At 63.9% G+C, this 20733-nt stretch carries 20 protein-coding genes; 6 read left to right on the top strand and 14 right to left on the bottom strand.

Features of this window, described 5'->3' with window-relative positions; translation table 11 throughout:
• Positions 1-64: 64 nt before the first annotated feature.
• Positions 65-601: a sterol desaturase family protein gene (locus tag LT40_RS21265; RefSeq protein ID WP_084139804.1), complete on the top strand. Its 537-nt coding sequence runs from the start codon at positions 65-67 to the stop codon at positions 599-601.
• Here the strand turns inward: LT40_RS21265 and LT40_RS12415 are convergent.
• The 5 genes from LT40_RS12415 to fni are packed head-to-tail and all read right to left on the bottom strand — an operon-like array spanning position 483 to position 6444.
• Entirely contained in the window at positions 483-1481 is a 999-nt protein-coding gene (locus LT40_RS12415) for a phytoene/squalene synthase family protein (RefSeq protein WP_052393420.1), read from the bottom strand. The genes LT40_RS21265 and LT40_RS12415 overlap by 119 nt on opposite strands.
• Entirely contained in the window at positions 1478-2968 is a 1491-nt protein-coding gene (locus LT40_RS12410) for a phytoene desaturase (protein WP_043190548.1), read from the bottom strand. Before LT40_RS12410 ends, LT40_RS12415 begins: the two co-directional genes overlap by 4 nt.
• A complete protein-coding gene (gene crtY / locus LT40_RS12405; protein ID WP_043190547.1) occupies positions 2955-4130 on the bottom strand; it encodes a lycopene beta-cyclase CrtY in 1176 nt (391 codons plus the stop codon). Before crtY ends, LT40_RS12410 begins: the two co-directional genes overlap by 14 nt.
• Entirely contained in the window at positions 4127-5401 is a 1275-nt protein-coding gene (locus LT40_RS12400; protein WP_043190544.1) for a glycosyltransferase, read from the bottom strand. Before LT40_RS12400 ends, crtY begins: the two co-directional genes overlap by 4 nt.
• Positions 5398-6444 (bottom strand): type 2 isopentenyl-diphosphate Delta-isomerase, encoded by a 1047-nt coding sequence (fni, locus tag LT40_RS12395; protein ID WP_043190541.1) that lies wholly within the window; start codon positions 6442-6444, stop codon positions 5398-5400. The genes LT40_RS12400 and fni overlap by 4 nt, the downstream gene beginning before the upstream one ends.
• A gap of 222 nt (positions 6445-6666) precedes the next feature.
• Between fni and LT40_RS12390 the strand changes: the two genes are divergently transcribed.
• Positions 6667-7572 (top strand): polyprenyl synthetase family protein, encoded by a 906-nt coding sequence (locus tag LT40_RS12390; protein WP_043190538.1) that lies wholly within the window; start codon positions 6667-6669, stop codon positions 7570-7572.
• A 99-nt stretch (positions 7573-7671) separates the two neighbouring features.
• Here the strand turns inward: LT40_RS12390 and LT40_RS12385 are convergent, their stop codons facing one another.
• On the bottom strand, positions 7672-7950 hold the full coding sequence (locus LT40_RS12385; RefSeq protein WP_043190535.1) for a hypothetical protein: 279 nt from the start codon (positions 7948-7950) through the stop codon (positions 7672-7674).
• Between the two features lie 254 nt (positions 7951-8204).
• On the opposite strand from LT40_RS12385, the gene LT40_RS12380 reads away from it, so the two are divergent.
• Complete coding sequence (locus LT40_RS12380; protein ID WP_043190532.1) at positions 8205-9062, top strand: SDR family oxidoreductase; 858 nt, start codon at positions 8205-8207, stop codon at positions 9060-9062.
• A 117-nt stretch (positions 9063-9179) separates the two neighbouring features.
• Here LT40_RS12380 and LT40_RS12375 read toward each other — a convergent pair whose 3' ends face one another.
• From LT40_RS12375 to LT40_RS12360, 4 genes are all read right to left on the bottom strand, one after another.
• A complete protein-coding gene (locus tag LT40_RS12375) occupies positions 9180-9893 on the bottom strand; it encodes an ABC transporter ATP-binding protein (protein WP_043190530.1) in 714 nt (237 codons plus the stop codon).
• Positions 9890-10726: an ABC transporter permease gene (locus tag LT40_RS12370; RefSeq protein ID WP_043190527.1), complete on the bottom strand. Its 837-nt coding sequence runs from the start codon at positions 10724-10726 to the stop codon at positions 9890-9892. The genes LT40_RS12375 and LT40_RS12370 overlap by 4 nt, the downstream gene beginning before the upstream one ends.
• A 4-nt stretch (positions 10727-10730) precedes the next feature.
• Complete coding sequence (locus tag LT40_RS12365) at positions 10731-11708, bottom strand: aliphatic sulfonate ABC transporter substrate-binding protein (protein ID WP_084139803.1); 978 nt, start codon at positions 11706-11708, stop codon at positions 10731-10733.
• Between the two features lie 132 nt (positions 11709-11840).
• On the bottom strand, positions 11841-13136 hold the full coding sequence (locus tag LT40_RS12360; protein ID WP_043190522.1) for an MFS transporter: 1296 nt from the start codon (positions 13134-13136) through the stop codon (positions 11841-11843).
• Between the two features lie 224 nt (positions 13137-13360).
• On the opposite strand from LT40_RS12360, the gene phnN reads away from it, so the two are divergent.
• Together phnN and LT40_RS12350 are read left to right on the top strand one after the other, a co-directional pair.
• Positions 13361-15154, top strand: coding sequence for a phosphonate metabolism protein/1,5-bisphosphokinase (PRPP-forming) PhnN (gene phnN, locus LT40_RS12355; RefSeq protein WP_043190519.1), 1794 nt, complete (start codon positions 13361-13363; stop codon positions 15152-15154).
• Between the two features lie 163 nt (positions 15155-15317).
• The gene (locus tag LT40_RS12350; protein ID WP_052393419.1) at positions 15318-15737 is read left to right on the top strand and encodes a response regulator; all 420 of its coding nucleotides are present in this window, start codon (positions 15318-15320) and stop codon (positions 15735-15737) included.
• Here LT40_RS12350 and LT40_RS12345 read toward each other — a convergent pair.
• From LT40_RS12345 to LT40_RS12330, 4 genes are read right to left on the bottom strand one after another with little or no spacing between them, the layout of a single operon-like run.
• Positions 15730-16332 carry a PqiC family protein gene (locus LT40_RS12345; RefSeq protein ID WP_043190517.1) on the bottom strand — a complete coding sequence of 201 codons (603 nt, stop codon included), beginning with the start codon at positions 16330-16332 and terminating at the stop codon, positions 15730-15732. The genes LT40_RS12350 and LT40_RS12345 overlap by 8 nt on opposite strands.
• A complete protein-coding gene (locus LT40_RS12340; protein ID WP_043190515.1) occupies positions 16329-18011 on the bottom strand; it encodes a PqiB family protein in 1683 nt (560 codons plus the stop codon). The genes LT40_RS12345 and LT40_RS12340 overlap by 4 nt, the downstream gene beginning before the upstream one ends.
• Positions 18004-18618: a paraquat-inducible protein A gene (locus LT40_RS12335; RefSeq protein ID WP_043190513.1), complete on the bottom strand. Its 615-nt coding sequence runs from the start codon at positions 18616-18618 to the stop codon at positions 18004-18006. Before LT40_RS12335 ends, LT40_RS12340 begins: the two co-directional genes overlap by 8 nt.
• Entirely contained in the window at positions 18615-19226 is a 612-nt protein-coding gene (locus LT40_RS12330; protein ID WP_043193653.1) for a paraquat-inducible protein A, read from the bottom strand. The genes LT40_RS12335 and LT40_RS12330 overlap by 4 nt, the downstream gene beginning before the upstream one ends.
• 282 nt (positions 19227-19508) lie before the next feature.
• Here LT40_RS12330 and LT40_RS12325 point away from each other — a divergent pair, with 282 nt between their 5' ends.
• The gene (locus tag LT40_RS12325) at positions 19509-20708 is read left to right on the top strand and encodes an aminotransferase-like domain-containing protein (RefSeq protein ID WP_043190511.1); all 1200 of its coding nucleotides are present in this window, start codon (positions 19509-19511) and stop codon (positions 20706-20708) included.
• Positions 20709-20733 lie beyond the last annotated feature (25 nt).

Below are 20733 nucleotides of genomic sequence, written 5' to 3'. Positions count from 1 at the left end.
ACCGGCATGGCCGTGCCGGTTGCGTTAAGATGGCGGTCTACACCCGTCTTGGCAGAGCGCAGCAGTGATCCTCAATAGTCTGGTTTTCTTCATCACGCTGGCGGCCATGGAAGGCGTTGCCTACCTGGCCCACAAATACCTCATGCATGGTTGGGGCTGGGGCTGGCACCGTTCCCACCACGAGCCGCGCACCGGCTGGTTCGAGAAGAACGACCTGTATGCGGTGGTGTTCGCGGGGCTGGCGATCGTGCTGATTGCCCTGGGCACTCAGGGCCTGCATCCGCTGGAATGGATCGGCGCTGGCATGACCGCCTACGGCGCGTTGTACTTCGTCGTCCACGATGGCCTGGTGCATCGGCGCTGGCCATTCCATCTGGTGCCGCGCCGCGGTTACCTCAAGCGCCTCTACCAGGCGCACCTGATGCACCACGCGGTCGAGGGCAAGGACCGCTGCGTGTCTTTCGGCTTCCTGTTCGCGCCCTCTACGACGCGCCTGCGCGCTCAGTTGCGGACGCTGCACCAAGGGCCTCTGCGCAAGGCGGACGAGGCCGATTCCACAGCTGCGGCGAGCGCGTCGGCCACCGCTGCCAGCGAGCGCTGACGGCACGCCACCAGCCTTGACTGACCGCCGCCAGCTTTTCGGCCTTGGAGGTCGAGACACGGGTATCCCAGGCATGACTGCCTGCCGCAACCACCTTGACCCCGATCTGCCGGTACACGGCCGCCGCAGTCGCCACGGCCCAGGCCGAGCGCCAGGGCAGGGCGGCCAGTCCCGCCTGGGCGCTGGCGTAGTAGGGCTCGGCCAGGTCGACCAGACGTCGCGCCAGCACCGCCACCGCCGGCCGATGCTCGGGCGCTGCCAGGTCCTGCAGCGGTATGTTCAATTCTTCCAACCACTGCGCCGGCAGGTAGCAGCGACCGATGCGGGCATCCTCGACGATGTCGCGGGCGATGTTGGTCAACTGGAACGCCAGCCCCAGGTCGCAAGCGCGATCCAGGGTGCGCGGCTCGTGGGTGCCCATGACCCGCGCCATCATCAGACCGACGACGCCCGCTACGTGGTAGCAGTACTGCAGCGTGTCATCCTGGGTGTGATAGCGGCGGTCCAGCACGTCCATTTCGAAACCAGCCAGATGCTCCAGGGCATTGTGCTCGGGAATGTCATGTTCGCGCACCACCTCGGCGAACGCGGCGAAGGCCGGTTCGCTCGCGGGCACACCTGCATAGACCGCATGGGTCTGGGCCTGCAGCAGCGCCAGTCGACGCTGTGCCTCCTGCGGGGTGATAGGCACGGCGTCGTGACCGGCCTGCTGGCCATCGATCACGTCGTCGCAGTGGCGGCACCAGGCGTACAGCATCACCGCGCTGCGCCGCGTGCGTTCGTCGAACAGCTTGGCAGCGGCGGCGAAGCTTTTCGAGCCCACGGCGATGCTCTGTTCGGCATGCTCGCGCAGCGCCGGATCCGGCGCCGGTGTAGTCATGGATTCAGGTCCGCGATCATCAGCCCGGCCGTTGCCTTGGCCGAACCGATCACACCCGGCACACCGGCCCCGGGATGGGTGCCAGCGCCCACCAGGTAGACATTGTTCAACTGCGCATCGCGGTTGTGCGGGCGGAACCAGGCGCTCTGCTGCAGCACCGGCTCCAGGGAGAACGCCGAGCCAAGATGCGCGTTGAGCTCGGTCTGAAAATCATCCGGGGTGAAGATACGGCAGGTCACCAGGTCCTCGCGCAGGCCGGGAATGTAGTGCTCTTCCAGGTATTCGAAAATGCGGTCGCGGTACAGCGGCCCCTGCACCGACCAGTCGATGGCGGCGTTGCCCAGGTGCGGCACTGGCGACAACACGTAGTGGCTGGAACAGCCCGGTGGCGCCAGGCTCGGGTCGGTCACGCAGGGCGCGTGCAGGTACAGGGAGAAGTCCGAGGCCAGTTCGGCGCCGTTGAAGATTTCGTGGATCAGCGCCTGGTAGCGCGCACCGAAGCACACGGTGTGGTGCTGCAACTGCGGCTGCGGGCGTTTCAGGCCGAAATGGATGACGAACAACGAGTTGCTGAAACGCTTGCCCTTGAGGCGTTTGCCCTCGCGTTTACCGCGAGGGTGTTTGCCCAGCAGGTCGGCGTAGGTGTGCACCACGTCGGCGTTGGAGGCCAGGCAGTCGGCGCGCCAGCTTCGACCGTCGCGGGCATGCACCGCCGTGGCGCGATCGTTCTCGACATCGATGCCGGCTACTTCCGCGTTCAACTCCAGCGTCCCGCCCAGGTCCTGGAACAACTTGACCATGCCTTGCACCAGTGCCCCGGTACCGCCTTTGGGAAACCACACGCCCCATTCGCGCTCCAGGGCATGGATCAGGGTATAGATCGACGAGGTGGCGAACGGGTTGCCACCCACCAGCAGCGAGTGGAACGAGAACGCCTGGCGCAGTTGGTCGTGCTCGATGAAGCTGGACACCATCGAATAGACGCTGCGCCAGGCCTGCAGACGCGCCAACTGCGGGCCGGCCTGGAGCATGTCGCGGAACGACAGGAACGGTACCGCGCCCAGCTTGAGGTAGCCTTCCTTGAACACCGCCTGGGAGTAGGCCAGGAAGCGCTGGTAGCCGGCCACGTCCGGTGGGTTCAGGGCATGGATCTGGCGGTCCAGTTCGGCCTGGTCGTTGGCATAGTCGAACTTCGTGCCGTCTTCCCAGCAGAGGCGGTAGAAGGGCTTGACCGGCAGCAGATCGACGTAGTCGGCCATGCGCTTGCCGCTGAGGGTGAACAGCTCTTCGATGGCCGTGGGATCGGTAATCACGGTCGGGCCGGCATCGAAGGTGAAGCCCTGGTCGCGATAGACATAGGCTCGGCCCCCGGGCTGGTCGCGTTTCTCCAGCAAGGTGGTGTGGATGCCCGCGGCTTGCAGACGGATCGCCAGGGCCAGGCCGCCGAAGCCTGCGCCGATGACGATGGCGGTTTTAGCTGGATTCATGTGGGTTCTCGAACTGCCGGGGAGAAAATCTGAGGGCGGCGCGCACGGCCTCGTCGACGGGCACGGGCGGCTTGCCGACGAGAATGCGGGCGCGGTCACGCCAGTGGTTTTGGCCTGCGTAGAAACGGCTGATCAATGCGGGCGACAAACGGTAGAAGCGCTGCATCACCCGCCAGCGGTTCTCGGGCTTGCCGGCCAGGAACAGCATGCGGTTGAGCAGACGGTAAAAACCTTGGTCGTTCCACTGCTGGCGGGCGTGGTCGCGGATGCCTGTGAACAGGCTATCGGCGTCCATGACCGGCTGTTGTGCCAGCCAGTGGGCCAGGCGTACGGCATGGGGTAGCGAATAACCGGTGGTGCAGTGAAACAGGCCCGCGCGCAGGCCGCTGAGCGGTTGGCCGGCGGCTTCCTGCCAGAAGGCCTGGAAGTCGCCGGCCAGGGTGATCGGCAGCACGCCTTGTTCTTCGCGCAGGCACTGGGCGACTGTCCAGCCTTGCCAACGCACGTACTCGGCGATGTGCTCGCGCAACTGCTCGGTGCTCAGGGTATGGCGATCCACATAGTGAGTGTCTTCCACCAGCACGGTATCGGCCGAAAAGGGCAGCACATAGACGAAACGGTAGCCATCACCCTGATCCACCCGGGCATCCATGATGATCGGACCGAGCAACCCGTGCGGCTGCTCCAGGCGCAGCAATTGACCGACGAACGCCTGCTGGCCGAGCACGAGGTGTGGGCTGGGCCGCACCCCGCGCCCGTCGATGACCGCGCGGGCCTGCAACGTTTCGCCGCTGGCCAGGCGTACGTGACGCGGGCCCAGTTCGGTGATGGTTTCACCCAGGCGCAGTCGGTCGCCCAACGCCTGGGTAACGACCTCGGCGAAGCGCTCGCTGGTGATGCTGGCGTAGCCACTGTCGAGCACCCGAGAGACCTGGGGGAAATGCACCTGGTAACTGGGCCAGCGCTTGACCACCAGCGGCTCGATCCAGTGATGCTGTTCGGCGGTCAGGTCGCCGTCGTGAAAGGACCAGGTATGGTTGCCCCCCAGACTCTGCTGCGCATCGATGCACAGGATGTTCAGCTCCGGACGCGCCTGGTGCAAGCGCCAGGCGATCAGGCCATTGGCCAGGCCGGCGCCGGCCAGTATCAGGTCGTACGTCATGCCAAGGCTCCGGCCAATACGGGCTGTCGTGTGTTTATTGCGGTTTCGACGATGTCGGCTGCCTTCAGCGTGCCACCTGCGCTGGACAGTTCCCCGCTCAAGCGGGCAAAGGGCTGGGTCGACAGGTCCAGGACCTCACGCAGCGTCTGGGCGATGCGCGGCGAGCGGGCGCGGCGATGCAATTGCAGGCCCAGGCCATGATGGCGGACCCGCGCGGCTACGCCGGGCTGGTCGAAGGCAATCGGCATCACCAGCATCGGAGTGGCGCTGGCGATGGCGTCCATCACGGTGTTCAGGCCGCCGTGGGTGACCACTGCGTCGGCGTGTTCGAGTGCCCATTGCTGGGGAGCAAAGTCTGTGACCCAAGTGGCGCCAAGCGCGCACAAGCGTTTTTCGGCCGCTGCATCGAGCAGCCCGCAGTGGGCGATCAGCAGTTGCGCATCCAGTTGCCGACAGGCCTTGGCGATCTGCTCGAACATGCCCAGGCGCTGGCCCTGCAAGGTGCCCAGGCTGGCGAAGATGAACGGGCGGTGCGGGTCGATCGGCCAACTGCCTTGAGCGGTTGTGGAAGCGTTGCGCAGCGGACCGACCGCGTGCAGATGCGCTGGGGCGGCCTGGCGCGGGAAGTCGAAGCCCGCCAGGGTCTGGCTGATTTGCGCCAACGGCGAAAGGCACTCGTGCAGGGCACTGCGCGGCGCTAGTCCGAGGGCTTTCGCGGCGTCCTGGATGGCGCGTGCATGGGGCTTCATCAGCCAGTCGTAGACCTGCGTACTGCCGCGGTACATGTGCAGGCTGCGCTCGTCGGTGCCGTAGGCGAACGGCATCACTGGCAGCGGCAGGCCCGGCTCGCGGTTGACCGGCAGGGCGCAGGCGATCGAGACGAAGGGCAGCCCCAGGCTTTCCGCGACCAGGCCACCGCCCGCTTCCATTTGATCGCACAGCAGCGCGTCGACACCGTGCTGCTCCAGGGCAGCCGGTAGCTCGTTGCAGAACATGCGGGTGGTGGCGGCCAACTGCTCGATGATCTGCCGCAGACCCCAGGGTGTGCCGGGGCTGGCCGCCAGGCGCAGACTGCGTTGCAGGCTGCCGGGCGGGTGGCTGGCGGCGCCCAGCACGCAATAGCCGATGCCCGGGGCCGTGACCCAACGCGCCGCGTCGGCCTGGTGAAAAAAGGTGACTCGATGACCGCGCTGCATGAGCTCCTGGGCCAGCGCCTGCAACGCGTGGAAATGACTGTAATAGGCGGGCGCGACGACGCCGAAATGACTCATCGAGGCAAGGCCCGCGAATCGAGCAGACGGGCATGACGCAGCCCTGCCAGATTGGCCGAACCGGTGCAGAAACAGGCTACGCGAAGCTGGCGGATGACCACTTCGAAGTGTTCGATCACCGCTTCCGTGGACAGCGTAGCGCCCGGCAACACACTGGCGGCCTGACCGACGAGGTCGGCGCCCAGGCGGATGGCCTTGGCCGCATCGACGCCATCGCGCACGCCGCCCGAAGCGATCAAGCGTACATCGGGCAGCGCCTGACGGACCGTCTGCACGCAGGTGGCGGTAGGAATGCCCCAGCCGGCGAAGGCCATGGCCACCGCGCGGTCGGCCGCCCGGGTGGCGCGTTCGCCTTCCACCGCGGCCCAACTGGTCCCGCCTGCGCCCGCCACATCGATGACCTGCACACCGGCTTCGACCAAAGTCTGCGCCACGCTGGCCGAAAGCCCCGCGCCGACTTCCTTGATCACCACCGGCACCTTGAGCACGGTCACCGCACGGGCAATCTGCGCCAGCACGCCTCGCCAGTGTCGGTCGCCTTCGGGCTGCACCGCTTCCTGCAGCGGGTTGAGATGAATGATCAAGCCGTTGGCTTCCAGGGTGTCGACCGCGCGGTGGGCCAGGTCCATGCCGTCTTTTTCAAGCAACTGCGCCGCGCCGATGTTGGCCAGCAGGGGGATGTCCGGGGCGATGCGCCGCAGCTCACGGGTGAGCCCCTGGTCGTTGCCGGTTTGCAGACTTACACGCTGCGAACCTACGCCCATGGCGATGCCCAGGGCCTGCGCCGCTTCGGCCAAGTGGTGATTGATCGCCACGGCGCGCGCTGCACCGCCGGTCATGGAGCTGATCAGCAGCGGGGCCTGCAAGGCGATGCCGAGCAACGAGCTGCGCAAGTCGATGTCGGCCAGGTCGAGTTCAGGCAAGGCACAGTGTTCGAACTGCACGGCGTCCCAGCCGGCGCTTGCTCGCGTACCGGCTCTGAGTGGGTCCAGAACGATGTCCAAATGGTCATCCTTGCGTCGACTCAACTCGTCGTGCTTCATGTCAGCTCCATTGCTCAGGATCATTTACGGCCGCCTGCGGTCTGTCCATGGTAGAGAGTTGTACGGCGCGTTCATATTCGCATAACGTATGTCCATCTTCACAGGCTCAGGCACCGGCGGTGCGCAGTCGTTCCTTGTTTGCGAATGTCTGCACCCGTGCCCGATCCTGCCGAAACCTCGTCTCCGGCCGCCGCAGGACTCGAAACAAGAACAGAGGGAACGATGACAGCTGATACGCCCGCGACCAGCGATACCGGTTTCACCGAGCACATGGCTTTGCTGCGGCACACCATCGAGTCGCGTCTGGACGCCTTGCTGCCGGTAGCGAGCAACGAGCGCGACCTGGTGGCCACGGCGATGCGCGACGGTGCCCTGGCACCGGGCAAGCGGATGCGTCCGATCCTGTTGATCCTGGCCTCGAACGGCCTGGGCGCCAGTGATCAGGCTGCGCTGGACCTGGGCTGTGCGGTGGAAATGGTGCACGCCGCCTCCCTGGTGCTCGACGACATGCCGTGCATGGACAACGCCAAGCTGCGTCGCGGTCGTGTCACCACGCACCTGGCCTATGGCGAGGACGTTGCCATTCTGGCGGCGGTGGCGCTGTTGTCCCGAGCGTTTGCGGTGGTGGCGGGTATCGAGGGGCTCAAGCCCTCGATCCGTACCCAACTGGTCGAAATCATGGCGAATGCCATCGGCGCTCATGGCCTGGCCCGTGGTCAGTTGCAGGACCTGCGCGACGGCCTGCATCCACGCACCGCCGAAGAAATCGCCGCCACCAACAACCTCAAGACCGGGGTGTTGTTCAGCGCGATCATGGACATGGCCTATCTGATCAGCGATGCACCGCCCCCTACGCGCGCTGTGCTGCAATGCTTCGCCCTGGAGCTGGGGCAGGCTTTCCAGCTGTACGACGATCTTCACGACCACAGCCCAGGCACGGCCAAGGATCAAGGCAAGGACGATGGCAAGTCGACCTTCATGGCGTTGTGTGGTGAAGATGAAGTGAAGCGGCGCTTGCAGGAGCACCTGGACAAGGCGCGCGCTTGTCTGGCCGATGCCTATGCGCAGGACGATTACATCAGCCGCTTTCTGCAACTGATATTCGTCAAGGCCGTCACCTGCGCCTGAGTCTTGTTTTTCTCAGTTGACCCGCTGTTTCAAGGCATTCGTTTTCCGACAAAAAAAGGGCATCAAGCTGACTTGATGCCCCTATGCACCTGCACGGCCCTACGAGGCGGCGTGCGGGTTGGCGCCTTTTTCGGCGTCGTGTTTCTTCGCGGCTTCGACCCCGGAGCTGCTCAGCTTGATCGGGTATTCGAGTGCAGGCTCATGGTCTTCGACCGTGACTGGCTTGCCTTGTATCAGCCCTCGTTCCTGGAGAGTCTTGATCATGCCGGCGACAGCCTTTTCACCCCGATAGTTGTCGAGGATTTCCTTGCCCAGGCCATGGGGATGGGCGTGCAGCAAACGGGTGAGTACTTCGTGCTCAAGTTCGACGTTGCTCATGAATGCCTCTCTGGCTGCTTGATGGAAAAATGCATCGGTTACAGGGTTGTGACTCGGCGTGACGCGAGAGATTCCTTGCGTCTTCATTGCCGGTGACAGGGATGGCGACATGGACGCCAACGAATCGGCTGGGCAGAAAATTCAAACTTTTGCGCCGGCAGGGAAGTCGACTTTGCACAGTGAATCTTTTTCGGTGCAGGCGTTTTGCGCTCACCGATCAAGCCAGTCTTCTTTCGTCAACCTTTGAGGTACACATGGCCAACTATCCAACTCCGCCGTTCGAGCCGCAGCAACAGTCGGTGCCTGGCACGCAGTCGAAGATGAATCCAGTGCCCGATTGTGGCGAAACCAGCTACAAGGGTTCGGGCCGGATGGCCAACAAGGTCGCCCTGATTACCGGGGGTGACAGCGGCATCGGTCGCGCCGTGGCAATTGCCTACGCTCGCGAAGGTGCGGACGTGGTGATTTCCTACCTGGACGAACATGAGGATGCCAAGGACACGGCGCGTTATGTCGAGGAAGCAGGGCGACAGTGCCTGCTGCTGCCGGGCGACCTGGCTGAGCGTGAACAGTGCCTGGCCATCGTCGAGAAGACGGTCGAGCGTTTTGGTCGCATCGATGTACTGGTCAACAACGCCGCGTTCCAGATGAGCCACGAGACTCTGGACGAAATTCCGGACGAGGAATGGGTGCGCACCTTCGATATCAACATCACCGCGATGTTTCGTATCTGCAAGGCTGCGGTGCCGCACATGCCATCGGGTGGCTCGATCATCAACACCAGTTCGGTCAACTCGGACATGCCCAAGCCGACCTTGCTGCCGTATGCGACCACCAAGGGCGCGATTGCCAACTTCACCGCTGGCCTGGCGCAGTTGCTGGGCAAGAAGAACATTCGGGTGAACAGCGTGGCACCGGGTCCGATCTGGACGCCGCTGATTCCCGCAACCATGCCGCCCGAAGCGGTGAAAACGTTTGGCGAGGAGACACCGCTGGGCCGTCCAGGCCAGCCGGTCGAGGTGTCGCCGATCTATGTGCTGCTGGGGTCGGATGAGAGCAGCTATATCTCGGGTTCACGCTATGCGGTGACTGGGGGCAAGCCTATTCTGTAAGGCAGTGGCGGCCTCTTCGCGGGCAGAGCCCGCTCCCACAAAAGATCCAGTGTGTGTTGGGATACCCTGTGGGAGCGGGCTCTGCCCGCGAAGAGGCACTCAAGCCATGCACAAAGATCAAACCACATGCGCTGACTTCAGCTGAGTCAGGGTCTGTGTTCTCAGCTCAGCCAACACCGGATTCCGCCGGTCCCTCGGCTGCGCCAGATCCACATCGATCCCACCGCCTATCCCACTGGCCCGATGTCCCATCACCAACACCCGGTCACTCAGGTACAGCGCCTCGTCCACATCATGGGTGACCAACAGCAGCGCAATGTCATGCCGCCGTGCTAAATCCAGCAACAAATCCTGCAGCTTCATCCGGGTAAATGCATCCACTGCACTGAACGGCTCGTCCAGCAGCAGCACCTTTGGCCTGGAATAAAGGCCCCGCGCAATCGCCACCCGCTGTGCCATGCCGCCTGACAATGCCTTGGGCAGCGCCTCGGCAAATCCGCTCAGGCCCACTTCCTCGATCAGCTGCCGTACCCAGGCCTGGTCATAGTGCCCATCATCGTGAAAGCCGATGTTGCGCGCCACGCTCAACCAAGGCATCAGCCGCGGCTCCTGAAAAACGAATGCCACCGACTCGCCTGCACTGCTCAGCTCGCCGCTGTAGTCCCGATCCAGGCCCGCAGCGATGCGCAGCAGGGTGCTTTTGCCGCAACCGCTGGGACCCAGCAGGCTGACGACCTCGCCGGGTTGCAACTGCAACTCCACGTCCTTGAGCACCAGGGTCTCGCCGAACGTCTTGCGCCGCACGTGAATGCTCAGCAAGGCATCGCTCATGATCGGTTCCCCATGGCTTCGCCGGTGAAGGTGTCGCGCCAGCTGACGCAACGTCTTTCGACGGCTGCGAGCACGCCGTCGCTGAGCTTGCCCAATACCGCCAAGGCCAGGATGGCCGCCAGCACGATATCGGGTCGCGAGGTTTCGCGGCCATCGCTGAGCAGGTAACCCAGGCCTTTGGTGGCGGCGATCAATTCGGCAGCCACTAGAAACATCCAGGCCATGCTCAGCCCGCTGCGCAGCCCCGTGAACAGCCCTGGCATGGCTGCCGGGAGCAGAATGCGCAGCGTCAGCCGGCGTGCATTGAAGCCATACATCTGACCGACCTCGACCAGCTTGCGGTCGATGTTGCGTATGGCGGCCACGCCGTTGACGTACACCGGAAAGAACGCGCCGATGGCGATCAGCACGACCTTGGACGTCTCGTCGATGCCCAGCCACAACAGCAGCAATGGCACCCAGGCCAAACTCGGTATCGCCCGCAGACCGGCGAAGGTCGGCTCAAGATAAGCTTCGGCTTCCCGGCTCAAGCCCACCCATGCGGCGAACACCAAGGCCAGGGACGCACCGATGACGAAACCGGCGAGCACGCGGCCGACGCTGGCAAGCACATGCTTGCCGAGCGCACCTTGCGCCAGCTCGACCAGTGTCACTGCGACATCGCTGGGCGCCGGCATCTGGTAGGCCGGGATCCAGCCAGCCCTGACCACGACTTCCAGCACCGCAACGATCAGGCACGGCAGCAGCCAGCCCTTGGCCGCGCGACGCCAGGCCGGTGAAACAGGTCGCGCGGCCGGTGCTGCCTTGGGCAGGGTGTTTTCCGAGGCGCTCATGGCGTCACTGTTTCCCGATGACTTGGGCGCCGAAGCGTGGTTCGATCAGGCGGTCGACGACCTCGTTGACGTCCACGCCTTTGCGCACCAGGCCTTCGGCGGTCAGGATCGGCGCGGCGGCCTTGAGGGCTTGAATCTGCTTGGGGCCCGGCTGCGAGTCGCTGAAATCGGTACGCGAGAGTTGCAGCTTGGCCACGTCCAACGGTAGCCCCGATTCCTTGGCCAACAGGGCGGCCAGATCGTCCGGGTGTTCCCGCGCCCAGCTTCGGGCCTGCTCGTAGGCCTGGATGACCTGAACGACGGTGTCGGCGTGTTCGGCGGCGAATTTTTCCGTGACGCTGATCACCCCATAACTGTTGAACTCGATGTTGCGGTACAGCAACTGCGAGCCAGCCTGCAACTGGCTGGCTGCCAGCAGCGGATCAAGCCCGGCCCATGCATCGACATCGCCGCGCTCCAGCGCCGTGCGGCCGTCGGCATGCTGCAGGTGAACCAGCTCCACGTCGTCCTTGCTCAACCCGGCTTGTTGCAGGCTGCGCAGGGTGAACAGGAAGGGGTCAGTGCCTTTGGTGGCTGCAATCTTCTTGCCCTTGAGGTCGGCCACGGTCTTGATCGGCGAATCCTTGCGCACTGCCAAGGCCGTCCATTCCGGCCGGCTGGCGACGTACACGGTCTTGATCGGGCTGCCGTTGGCGCGGCTCAGTACCGCCGCAAGGCCCGCCGTTGAGGCGAAGTCGATGCTGCCGCCATTCAGGTATTCCAGCGAGCGGTTGCTGCCCTGGCTGAGCACCCAGTCGACCTTGGTGCCGGGCAGGGCTTTTTCCAGCCAGCCGAAATGGCGCAGGACCAGGCTGGTGGGCGAGTAGTAGGCATAGTCCAGGCGAACCTCGGCAGGGCTTGCTGCCTGGGCGACGCTGGCAAAGCTGGCCAGCAGCACGGTGGCGGCCAGCAACGGTTTGGACAGGCGGGAAAACAGGGTCATGAAGATCATTCCTCGGCAAGGGAGAACCGGCTGGCACGCCGGATCCCAATCCTAAATGATCTAAAAAACTAACTATAAATACCTTTTGGATCTTAGCTTAGACATGGCCCATGGGTGCCTGCACTGGGCGTTTCAACGATTGACGGTTTTGGCCGGCAGCGCCAGCACCAGCAGACAACTGAGCAGCAAGCAGGCGGCGAAAATCCACAGGGCAATCTGCGGGCTGTGGAAACGGTCCATCACCACGCCCATCAGCGAGTTGCTGACCAGGCCGGCAATGTTGGCCAGCGAGCAGGCCAGGGCAAAACCGGTAGCCGCCGCAGTACCCTTGAGGAAGGTGGCCGGCAGGCTGAAGAACACCGGCACCGCCCCGATGATGGCCAGTGAGGCCACCGAGAACAGCAACACGGTGATCGCCACGTTCTGGGTGAAGAAGGTGCTGAGGAACATGGCGGCTGCGCCGACGATGAACGGCACGATGATGTGCCAGCGCCGCTCGCGGTGCCGGTCCGAACTGGCGCCGATGGCCAACATGCCGATCAGCCCGGCCAGGCTGGGAATGGCCACCAGCAGGCCGATGTCGCTGACATTGGCGACCCCGGCGTTGCGGATGAAAGTGGGCAGCCAGAAGCCCATGGCATAGGCGCTCAGCAGAATCGAGAAGTCGATGCCGCCGAGCATCCACACCTTGATGTCGAAAAAGCCTGCGCGAAATGACTGGCCACCCTGGTGCTCGCTGTCGTCCTTGGCCAGCACGGCCTGCAGTTGTATTTTCTCACGCTCGCTCAGCCAGGCCGCATCGGCAATGCCGTTGGGCAGAATGGCCAGGCACAGCACCCCCAGCACCACTGTCGGTATGGCTTCGAGGAGAAACAACCATTGCCAGTTGTGCAGGCCGCTGACGCCGTCGAAATTGCCCATGATCCAGCCCGACAACGGCCCGCCGAGCAGGCTCGACAAGGGCAGGCCAATCATGAACAGGGCGATGATGCGACTGCGTCGGTACGAGGGAAACCATTGGCTGAGGTAGAACAGCACCCCCGGCAGAAACCCGGCCTCGGCGGCGCCGAGCAAAAAGCGCAGCACGTAGAAGTGCCACTCGGTGGTGACGAACATGGTCAACCCGGAGAGCACGCCCCAGCTGATCATGATGCGGGCGATCCACAGCCGTGCGCCGACTTTTTGCAGCACCAGGTTGCTGGGCACCTCGAACAGGATGTAGCCGGCGAAGAACAGACCGGCGCCCAGCCCGTAGGCGGTTTCGCTCATGTGCAGCGTGTCGAGCATCTGCAGTTTGGCAAAGCCGACATTGATACGGTCCAGGTACGAGGCGAGGTAGCAGAAGCACAGGAACGGGATCAACCGCCAGACGATCTTGCGGTACGTGTCGGCGCTTGCCTGCTCGGGCAGGCCGGAGGTGGGGGACATGCAAGCACTCCTGCAACAGTGATAAATAGGTTGATGGCCCACCACGAGCCCCGTGGGAGCGGTCCGTGGCCGCGAAAGCTGCACCGCGGTTGATCTGACACACCACAGCGTCCCGTTCGCGGGGGATGATAATCGCTGTGCTCCATGCTTGCAGCATGGGTGCCAGCCTGGGGTGCAAATAATGGCGTAGACTGCCGGCGTCGACGGGCAGGCGGAGCATATTCATGGTGCAGGGCATTTTCTTCTTTGTGGTGGGGCCGAGCGGGGCGGGCAAGGACTCGCTCATCGAAGGCGCCCGTGCCCGCCTGGGCAACGGCGGCCAGTACCTGTTCGCCCGTCGCACCATCACTCGCCCCAGTGGAGCGCCGGGTGAAGATCACACCGGCGTGAGCCCCGAGCAGTTCCAGGCCAGCCTGGCGGCCGGCGAGTTCCTGCTCAGCTGGCATGCTCACGGTCTGAGTTACGGGTTGTCCGTCGATCTACTGCACGCGCTGGAGGCCGGCCGTCACGTGATCGCCAACGGCTCGCGCAGGATGATTCGCGAAGTTGCGACCCTGGTCCCGCATCTGCTGGTGGTCGAGGTCAGCGCCTCGCCGCACGTGCTTGCTGCACGCATCCTGGGACGCGGTCGAGAGAGCGCCGAGCAGGCCAGTGCCCGGGTCTTGCGTCAGGTTGACCCGCTGCCTGCGGACATCGAAACCCTGCAAGTCGATAACGACGGCACCCTGGCCGAGGGCATTGCACGTTTCATCGAAGCCGTCGAGACCGTCACCCAGCGCCATGCCCCTATGCCGGCCAGTCATCCGCTGCTGCAGCGCAAGCTCGAGGGGCACGAGCTGGACGAAGCGCAGTACGAGCAGGTGCTGCGCGACATCATCGCCGGGGGCTATCGCGACCACCAGATCAGCGCGTTTCTGGTGAGTGCCAGCCAGCACCTGTCGGATGCCGAAGTGGTAGCGTTGGCCAGGGTGCGTACGCGGTTTTCGCCGACCCTGCGCTGGGATCGCCCCATCGTGGTCGACAAGCACTCGATGGGCGGCGTCCCCGGTAGCCGAATCACCTTGATCGTGGTGCCGATCATCGCGGCGCAGGGCTTGCTCATGCCCAAGACCTCCTCGCGGGCGATCACCTCGGCGGCTGGCACGGCCGACGCCATGGAGGTCCTGGCCGAAGTGGAACTGAGTCCGGAGCAGGTGCGCCACTGTGTTGCTGTGACGGGCGCTTGCATCGCCTGGAACGGCCGTCTCAACCATTCACATCTGGACGAAGTGATGAACGCCATCACGCGACCGCTGAACATCGATTCCACGCGGTGGGCAGTCGCTTCTATTCTGTCCAAGAAACTCACCGCTGGCTCGACCCACGTCATCGTCGATCTGCCGTTCGGTCCTCGCACCAAGCTGGCGACCCGCGAGCAGGCGCAGGTTCTCGGCGAGCTGTTCGAGCAGGTCGGCGCTTTGCTAGGGCTGACCGTCGAAGCGATTGTCACTGATGGCTCGCAGCCGGTCGGGCGGGGCATCGGACCAGCGCTGGAAGTGCGCGATGTCCGTCGGGTACTCGAGGGAGCCGTCGAGGCCCCTGCCGACCTGCGCGAAAAAGCCCTGCTGTTCGCCGCGCGCATTCTCGCCTGGGATCCGCGGGTCGGCAGTGTCGAGGCAGGCCGGCAACGCGCCGAGCACCTGCTGGACGAAGGCCATGCCCTGGTCGCGTTCGAGCGCATCATCGATGCCCAGGGCCGCAAGGCGCCCGTCCTGCCCAGCCCGCTGACCTGGGCCGTACGCGCACCTTGCGACGGCCGAGTCGCGCAGCTCGACGGCTGGCGACTGGCAGAAATCGCCCGCCGCGCCGGAGCGCCCCGGGACAAGGGTGCAGGCATTGACCTCTGGGTCGGCAGGGGGACGAAGGTGGTGCAGGGCGACGTGCTTTACCACATCCATGGCACAAGCGCCGAAGACCTGGAACGGGCCGTTGTACTGGCCGAAGACGAGAGCGGAATCCTGCTCAGTGGAGTGGATTGAACTCCGCTCACCCATCCGGCACAGGTAGACCCTTTACCGTTCGTCGGCGCAACCTCGACAAATGGAATTCGTAAGCTTTTCCGCTCTCCTAACCTGAGTGTGGAAGTCGCCATCGCGGCGGTAACTTTCCTCAATTAATTCAAGTACACAGAAGGATTTGGCAATGACTGATTCGCCGCGCATCGACGGTGCTTCCAACAAAGAAGCGAACCTGGTTCTGGTGGTGGAAGACGAAGCGCTGATTCGCGAGTTCGTCTGCGAACTGCTGGGCGAGGAGGGTTGGAAGACCGCGGGTGTCGAATCTGCGGATCAAGCCCTTGAGTACTTAAACCAGAATTCCAACAAAGTTAATTTGTTGCTGACGGATATCCTCATGCCCGGCAGCATGAACGGCGCAGGCTTGGCCAATTACACGGCACAGACCTGGCCGGAGATCCCGATCATGATCATGTCGGGGCACGAAACGCCAGAAAGCTCCGGCGTGACTATCCCCGTCAGTTTCGTGCGCAAGCCGTGGACGCTAGGCCAGTTGCTCGACGGTGTCGAAAAAGCTCTGGCCACCGTGCCGCGCGCTATCAGCTAGGACAGGCGCCGCTGCCCTGCGCCCATTGGCGAGCGGTCGTTGCGATCTGCTTCGCCAATTGATCGATCACCCGCTGATGTGCCACCACCAGGCTGCTCAGTTCTACTCCCGCCGTTTCACGAATTTGGCTAGCACAGGTCAATGTACGGCGCGGCTGCGCCCCACCGCGCATACCCAGGCTCCACACCACGTCGACCAACGCGTACTGCCCCGGTAGCGAGTCGAAGCGACGCACGTCGGTCTGCAACGACAGCACCGGTCGTTGCGAATCCTTGGGCAATCCAGCCAGATCACGCGTACCCAACTGACGCTCGAGGCGATCCGTCAGCGCGTCGTGAAACTCATCGGCCAGTGGTGCGCTCCAGCGATCGTTTTCCAGAATCGCCAGATTGCCTCGGTCCTGACGCACCACCAGTTGCGGCTGGTCGACCTGCACCGGCATGCGCACGCTCAGCATTTCGAACTGAAACGACGGTGCGGCCAAGCGCGTCGGCGCGCTTGGCGCGGTGTCCTGCAGTGTGTAGTAGTGGGTGACCGGCGAGCTGCAGGCGCTCAGGCCCAGGCCGGCGGCTAGTATCAGGCTGCGTTTGATCATGGTTGGGCGTCCGATTGAATTTCACGAGAAGTATTGCCCGGGCTACGGAAAGCATCCGGTTCACCCTGTTTGGTGCGGCCACGGATCAGCGCTTCGGGGTTGCGGCTGAGGAAGTCGGTCAGCACCCGGACCGAACGGGCAGTGCGCTGGACTTCGTCCATGGCCTGGCTCAACTGCTGACGCTCGGGGGAGTCCTCGGCGAAGGTGGAATTGGCCGCAGCCAGTGTCTTCTGGGTCTGCTGCAAGGTGCCGCGCATCTGCGGCAGGACCTCGGCGTTGACCTGGCGCAAGGTCTTCTGCATCTCGCTGAGACTGCCGTTGAGGTTGTTGGCAATTTCGTCCAGCGGCAACTTGCTGATCTTGTCGACCACGCCCTGCAGCTGCTCCTGCACCTTGTCCAGGCTGCCGGGCACGGTGGGGATGCGCAGCGGGCGGGCGGCTACATCGAAGGCCACCGGTGCGGCATTGGGCAGGAAGCTCAGGGAAATGTACAACTGTCCGGTGATCAGGTTGGCACTGCGAGCCTGGGCTCGCAGGCCTTGTTTGACGAATGCCGACATCAGCTTCGCCGAACGCTCATCGTCCTCGGTGCCCATTTCCTTGAGCAGTTTTTCATGGGCCTTGCCCAAACGGTCCGGATAGATCACCGCGCCGACGACGCTGGGGAAGTTCTTGGTCTTGGCGTCGTAGTCTAGGTTGACCGAAACCACGCGGCCGATGTTCACGCCCAGAAATTCCACCGGTGCATTGACTGCCAGGCCGCGCAGCGACTGGTTGAAGCTCATGCTGATATAGCGCGGTTCGCCGTCGGGCGGCGCCAGCGCGGTTTCCTGGTCGGCGAACAGGTCGAAGCGCGAGCGCTCGGTGGCCGGGGTTGCGTTGGGGCTGTACTTGGGTTCGACGAAAGCCACGCCGCCGGCCAGAATGGTCGACAGCGATTCGGTGTTGACCTTCAGGCCGCTGGCGCCCACGGTCAGGTCGATGCCGCTGGCATTCCAGAAACGCGTGTCGGTGGTCACGTACTTGTCGTTGGGGGCATGGACGAAGATTTCCACGTCGACGCCCTTGCCATCCTCGGCCAGTTGGTAGGACACCACCTGGCCCACTTCGATGCGCCGATAGTAGACCGGCGAGCCGATGTCCAGCGAACCCAGATCCTCGGTGTGCAGGGTGAAGCGCTTGCCTTGCTCGCCGTAGGTGATTGCCGGCGGTGTCTCCTTGCCGACGAATTCCTTCTTGCGCTCTTCGGAACTGCCGGCGTCGGCGCCGATGAACGCACCGGAGAGCAGAGTATCCACGCCGGAGATGCCGTTGGCGCCGATGCGTGGCCGCACCACCCAGAATACCGAATCCTCCGCGGTGAAGCCTTCGGCGGACTTGTTCAGGTCGACGGTGGCGACCACGTGGCTGCGGTCGTCGCTGAGCGCGATGGCGGTCACCTGTCCGATCACCACATTCTTGTATTTGACTTGGGTCTTGTTGGCTTCCAGGCCCATGGCGGTCTCGAAGCTGATCTCGATCTGCGGCCCGGCATTGAGGCCGTTGCTGATCAGCATCGAGGCCCCCACCAGCGCGGCGATGATCGGCACGATCCACACCAGCGAGACGTTGAAACGACGCGTCTTGACCGCAGGCGTGGCGGCAGGTGACGCGGGAGTGGAACCTGGACGATCAGACATCTTCAACCTCTACATCCCAGATGAGCCGGGGATCGAAACTCATGGCGGCCAGCATGGTGAGTACCACCACCAGACCGAAAAACACGATACCCAGCAACGGGTCGATGGAACTCAGCGAACGGAACTGCACCAGCGCGGCCACCAGCGCCACCACCAGCACGTCGAGCATCGACCAATAGCCGATCAACTCGATGAAACGATACAGACGGGCTCGCTCGCGCATGGCCCAGTGGCTCTTGCGCTGACAGGTTACCAGCAGCGTGCCCAGGATCAGGAACTTCATGCAGGGCACGACCACACTGGCGATGAAGATCAGCATGGCGATGTCCCAGGAGCCGCCATGCCAGAACTCGACAACGCCGCTCATGATGGTGTTTTCGCTGGCATTGCCGAACATGTTGGTGCGCATCACCGGCAGCACGTTGGCCGGGATGTACAGGATCAGCGCGGCGATGAGCAGCGCCCAGGTACGGGCGATGCTGTTGGGCTTGCGCGCATGAACGGTGGAGTGACACCGCGGGCAATGATGCTCGCCGGCCTGGCAGACATGGCCGCAGGTATGGCAAAGCACCAGGCCCCGTTGCCGCGCGTAGACGGGCTCGGTCATTGCAGCTGTCCTTCCAGGTCGTCCCAGAGCCGGCGGATACCTTTGCCCGAGATCAGGATCAACAGCACCGTGACCATGCCCAGTGCCCATAGACCGATGCCGGGGTGCACATCGAGCATGCCAGCCAGTTTGACGATCGCGACCAGAATGCCCAGCAGGCAGACTTCGAGCATGCTCCAGGGGCGCAAGTGTTCCAGCGCGCGCATGCAGGTGCGAAAGCCCGGTGCCGCGCGACCGGCGGTGGCGAAGCCGAGCAGCCAGCACAGCAGGCAGATCTGCAACAGCGGCGCGAGAATGATGGTCAGCCCGGTGACTGCGGCCATGGGCGTGATGCGACCTTGCGCCAGGGCCTCGACCGAGGCGAGCAGGGTGGCCTGGTTGCTCAGCCCTTCCATGCTGATGCTGATCACCGGAAAGGCGTTGGCCAGCATGAACAGCATGGCAGCGGTCAAGGCGAGGGCGAACAGGGCCTGTATGCTCAAGCGCTGGCCACGTTCGAGCACCGCGCCACAGCGCGTGCATTCGGCCTTCTGGCTGTGGGCCAGCGGCACCGATTCGAACAGCGAATCGCAGTGTTCACAGATGATTGAGCGGGAAGAGGTGTTCATTCGGCGATGGGCATGCATAAAGGCCTGTGGTCAGGGCTGCGCATTTCTCCAGATTCGACACGACCTGTCTAGTCCAGTGGCGCGGTGCCATGAGTATCTGAGTCATGATAGTGGTGTGCGTTCCGTCTGGCGATAGCTGTGAAAGCCAGACCCTCCGCGGCCTGTGGTTTTTGGACGTAGACCCGGTCAGCACCCAATGGCATGACATCTGGAAATATCTTCGCTTGTGAGGGGCATTCGCCAGCCTCGATACTTTCGGCACATTCGCCGTCGAGCACTGTCATGGCCCTGGACTATCGATTCACGCCTGCCTTCGAAAACCCCACCGGCTCGGCCATACGCGAGCTGTTCAAGTACCTGTCGGTGCCGGGGATGATTTCCTTCGCCGGTGGCTACCCGGCGTCGGCGTTCTTCGACCAGGCGGGCTTGCGGGACGCGGCCGAGCAAGCGATGCGCGAGACGCCGCTGGACTGTTTGCAGTACGCCGCCACTGAAGGGTTGCCAGCTTTGCTCGAACAACTGGCAGGCCTGATGGCGCGTCGCGGCGTTGAAGTCCAGGCCGATGACATGGTGGTGACGACCGGCTCGCAGCAAGGTTTCGACCTGCTACTCAAGGTGTTGCTGGCGCCTGGTTCCACGGTGCTGGTGGAATGCCCGACCTATCCAGCGGCGCTGCAGGCGCTGCGCCTGGCCGGGGCGCAGGTGCTCAGCGCGGCGACCGATGCCGACGGCCTGGACACCGATGCCTTGGCGCAACAACTGGCAGGGCGTGTTCGCGGCGATGTAGCGATGCTCTATTGCGTGCCGACTTTCGCCAACCCTACCGGGGCCTGTCTGCCGTTGGCGCGGCGTGTGGCGCTGTTGAAACTGGCGGTCGAGCATGATTTCCTGGTGGTCGAAGACGATCCGTACGGTGCGTTGCGCTTCGCTGGCGAGGAAGTGCCGTCGCTGCTGGCGTTGAGTCGGCAGGTCCACGGCGCAGAGGGGCGGGTGGTGCATTTGTCCAGCTTGTCCAAGGTTCTGGCGCCAGGGTTGCGCGTGGGCTGGATGGTAGCGCCGGCAGCCATTCGTCAACGCTGCCTGGTGGCCAAGCAGACCGTGGACCTGTGCACTTCGCCCTGGGCGCAGCGCATTGCGGCTAATTATCTTGCGGCGGGGGCGTTGGAGCGGGCGCTGCCGGGTCTGGCGAAGAGCTATCGGGAGAAGTGCGAGCGCATGCTGGCGGGGTTGCAGCCATTGGCCGAGCATCTTGAGGTCAGCGCGCCGGCAGGCGGCATGTTCGTCTGGGGTCGTTGCCTTCGTGGGCTCGACGCCAAGGCATTGCTGCCGCGGGCGATCGAGCAGAAGGTGCTGTTCGTGCCCGGCAGCGCGTTCTATGGGCAGCACCCAGACCCGAGCAGCATTCGCCTGTCGTTCGCCGCACCGGGCCTTGCCGACATCGACGAAGGTCTGCAGCGATTGCGTCGAGCGTTCGAGCAATAAGGCTGGCGCCGCGCCCCTTCGCCAC

Origin of the sequence: Pseudomonas rhizosphaerae (genome assembly GCF_000761155.1) — a bacterium.
In the GTDB taxonomy this organism is placed as follows: Bacteria; Pseudomonadota; Gammaproteobacteria; order Pseudomonadales; family Pseudomonadaceae; genus Aquipseudomonas; species Aquipseudomonas rhizosphaerae.
The sequence above is the reverse complement of the archived record's forward strand: the minus strand, read 5'-3'. Positions and strand labels throughout refer to the sequence as shown.

Bases quoted from the DNA above. Each gene is read 5' to 3' on its own strand.
- LT40_RS12415 (WP_052393420.1), bottom strand. From the start codon at position 1,481: ATGACTACACCGGCGCCGGATCCGGCGCTGCGCGAGCATGCCGAACAG.
- LT40_RS12410 (WP_043190548.1), bottom strand. From the start codon at position 2,968: ATGAATCCAGCTAAAACCGCCATCGTCATCGGCGCAGGCTTCGGCGGC.
- crtY (WP_043190547.1), bottom strand. From the start codon at position 4,130: ATGACGTACGACCTGATACTGGCCGGCGCCGGCCTGGCCAATGGCCTG.
- LT40_RS12400 (WP_043190544.1), bottom strand. From the start codon at position 5,401: ATGAGTCATTTCGGCGTCGTCGCGCCCGCCTATTACAGTCATTTCCAC.
- fni (WP_043190541.1), bottom strand. From the start codon at position 6,444: ATGAAGCACGACGAGTTGAGTCGACGCAAGGATGACCATTTGGACATC.
- LT40_RS12390 (WP_043190538.1), top strand. From the start codon at position 6,667: ATGACAGCTGATACGCCCGCGACCAGCGATACCGGTTTCACCGAGCAC.
- LT40_RS12385 (WP_043190535.1), bottom strand. From the start codon at position 7,950: ATGAGCAACGTCGAACTTGAGCACGAAGTACTCACCCGTTTGCTGCAC.
- LT40_RS12380 (WP_043190532.1), top strand. From the start codon at position 8,205: ATGGCCAACTATCCAACTCCGCCGTTCGAGCCGCAGCAACAGTCGGTG.
- LT40_RS12375 (WP_043190530.1), bottom strand. From the start codon at position 9,893: ATGAGCGATGCCTTGCTGAGCATTCACGTGCGGCGCAAGACGTTCGGC.
- LT40_RS12370 (WP_043190527.1), bottom strand. From the start codon at position 10,726: ATGAGCGCCTCGGAAAACACCCTGCCCAAGGCAGCACCGGCCGCGCGA.
- LT40_RS12365 (WP_084139803.1), bottom strand. From the start codon at position 11,708: ATGACCCTGTTTTCCCGCCTGTCCAAACCGTTGCTGGCCGCCACCGTG.
- LT40_RS12360 (WP_043190522.1), bottom strand. From the start codon at position 13,136: ATGTCCCCCACCTCCGGCCTGCCCGAGCAGGCAAGCGCCGACACGTAC.
- phnN (WP_043190519.1), top strand. From the start codon at position 13,361: ATGGTGCAGGGCATTTTCTTCTTTGTGGTGGGGCCGAGCGGGGCGGGC.
- LT40_RS12350 (WP_052393419.1), top strand. From the start codon at position 15,318: ATGACTGATTCGCCGCGCATCGACGGTGCTTCCAACAAAGAAGCGAAC.
- LT40_RS12345 (WP_043190517.1), bottom strand. From the start codon at position 16,332: ATGATCAAACGCAGCCTGATACTAGCCGCCGGCCTGGGCCTGAGCGCC.
- LT40_RS12340 (WP_043190515.1), bottom strand. From the start codon at position 18,011: ATGTCTGATCGTCCAGGTTCCACTCCCGCGTCACCTGCCGCCACGCCT.
- LT40_RS12335 (WP_043190513.1), bottom strand. From the start codon at position 18,618: ATGACCGAGCCCGTCTACGCGCGGCAACGGGGCCTGGTGCTTTGCCAT.
- LT40_RS12330 (WP_043193653.1), bottom strand. From the start codon at position 19,226: ATGAACACCTCTTCCCGCTCAATCATCTGTGAACACTGCGATTCGCTG.
- LT40_RS12325 (WP_043190511.1), top strand. From the start codon at position 19,509: ATGGCCCTGGACTATCGATTCACGCCTGCCTTCGAAAACCCCACCGGC.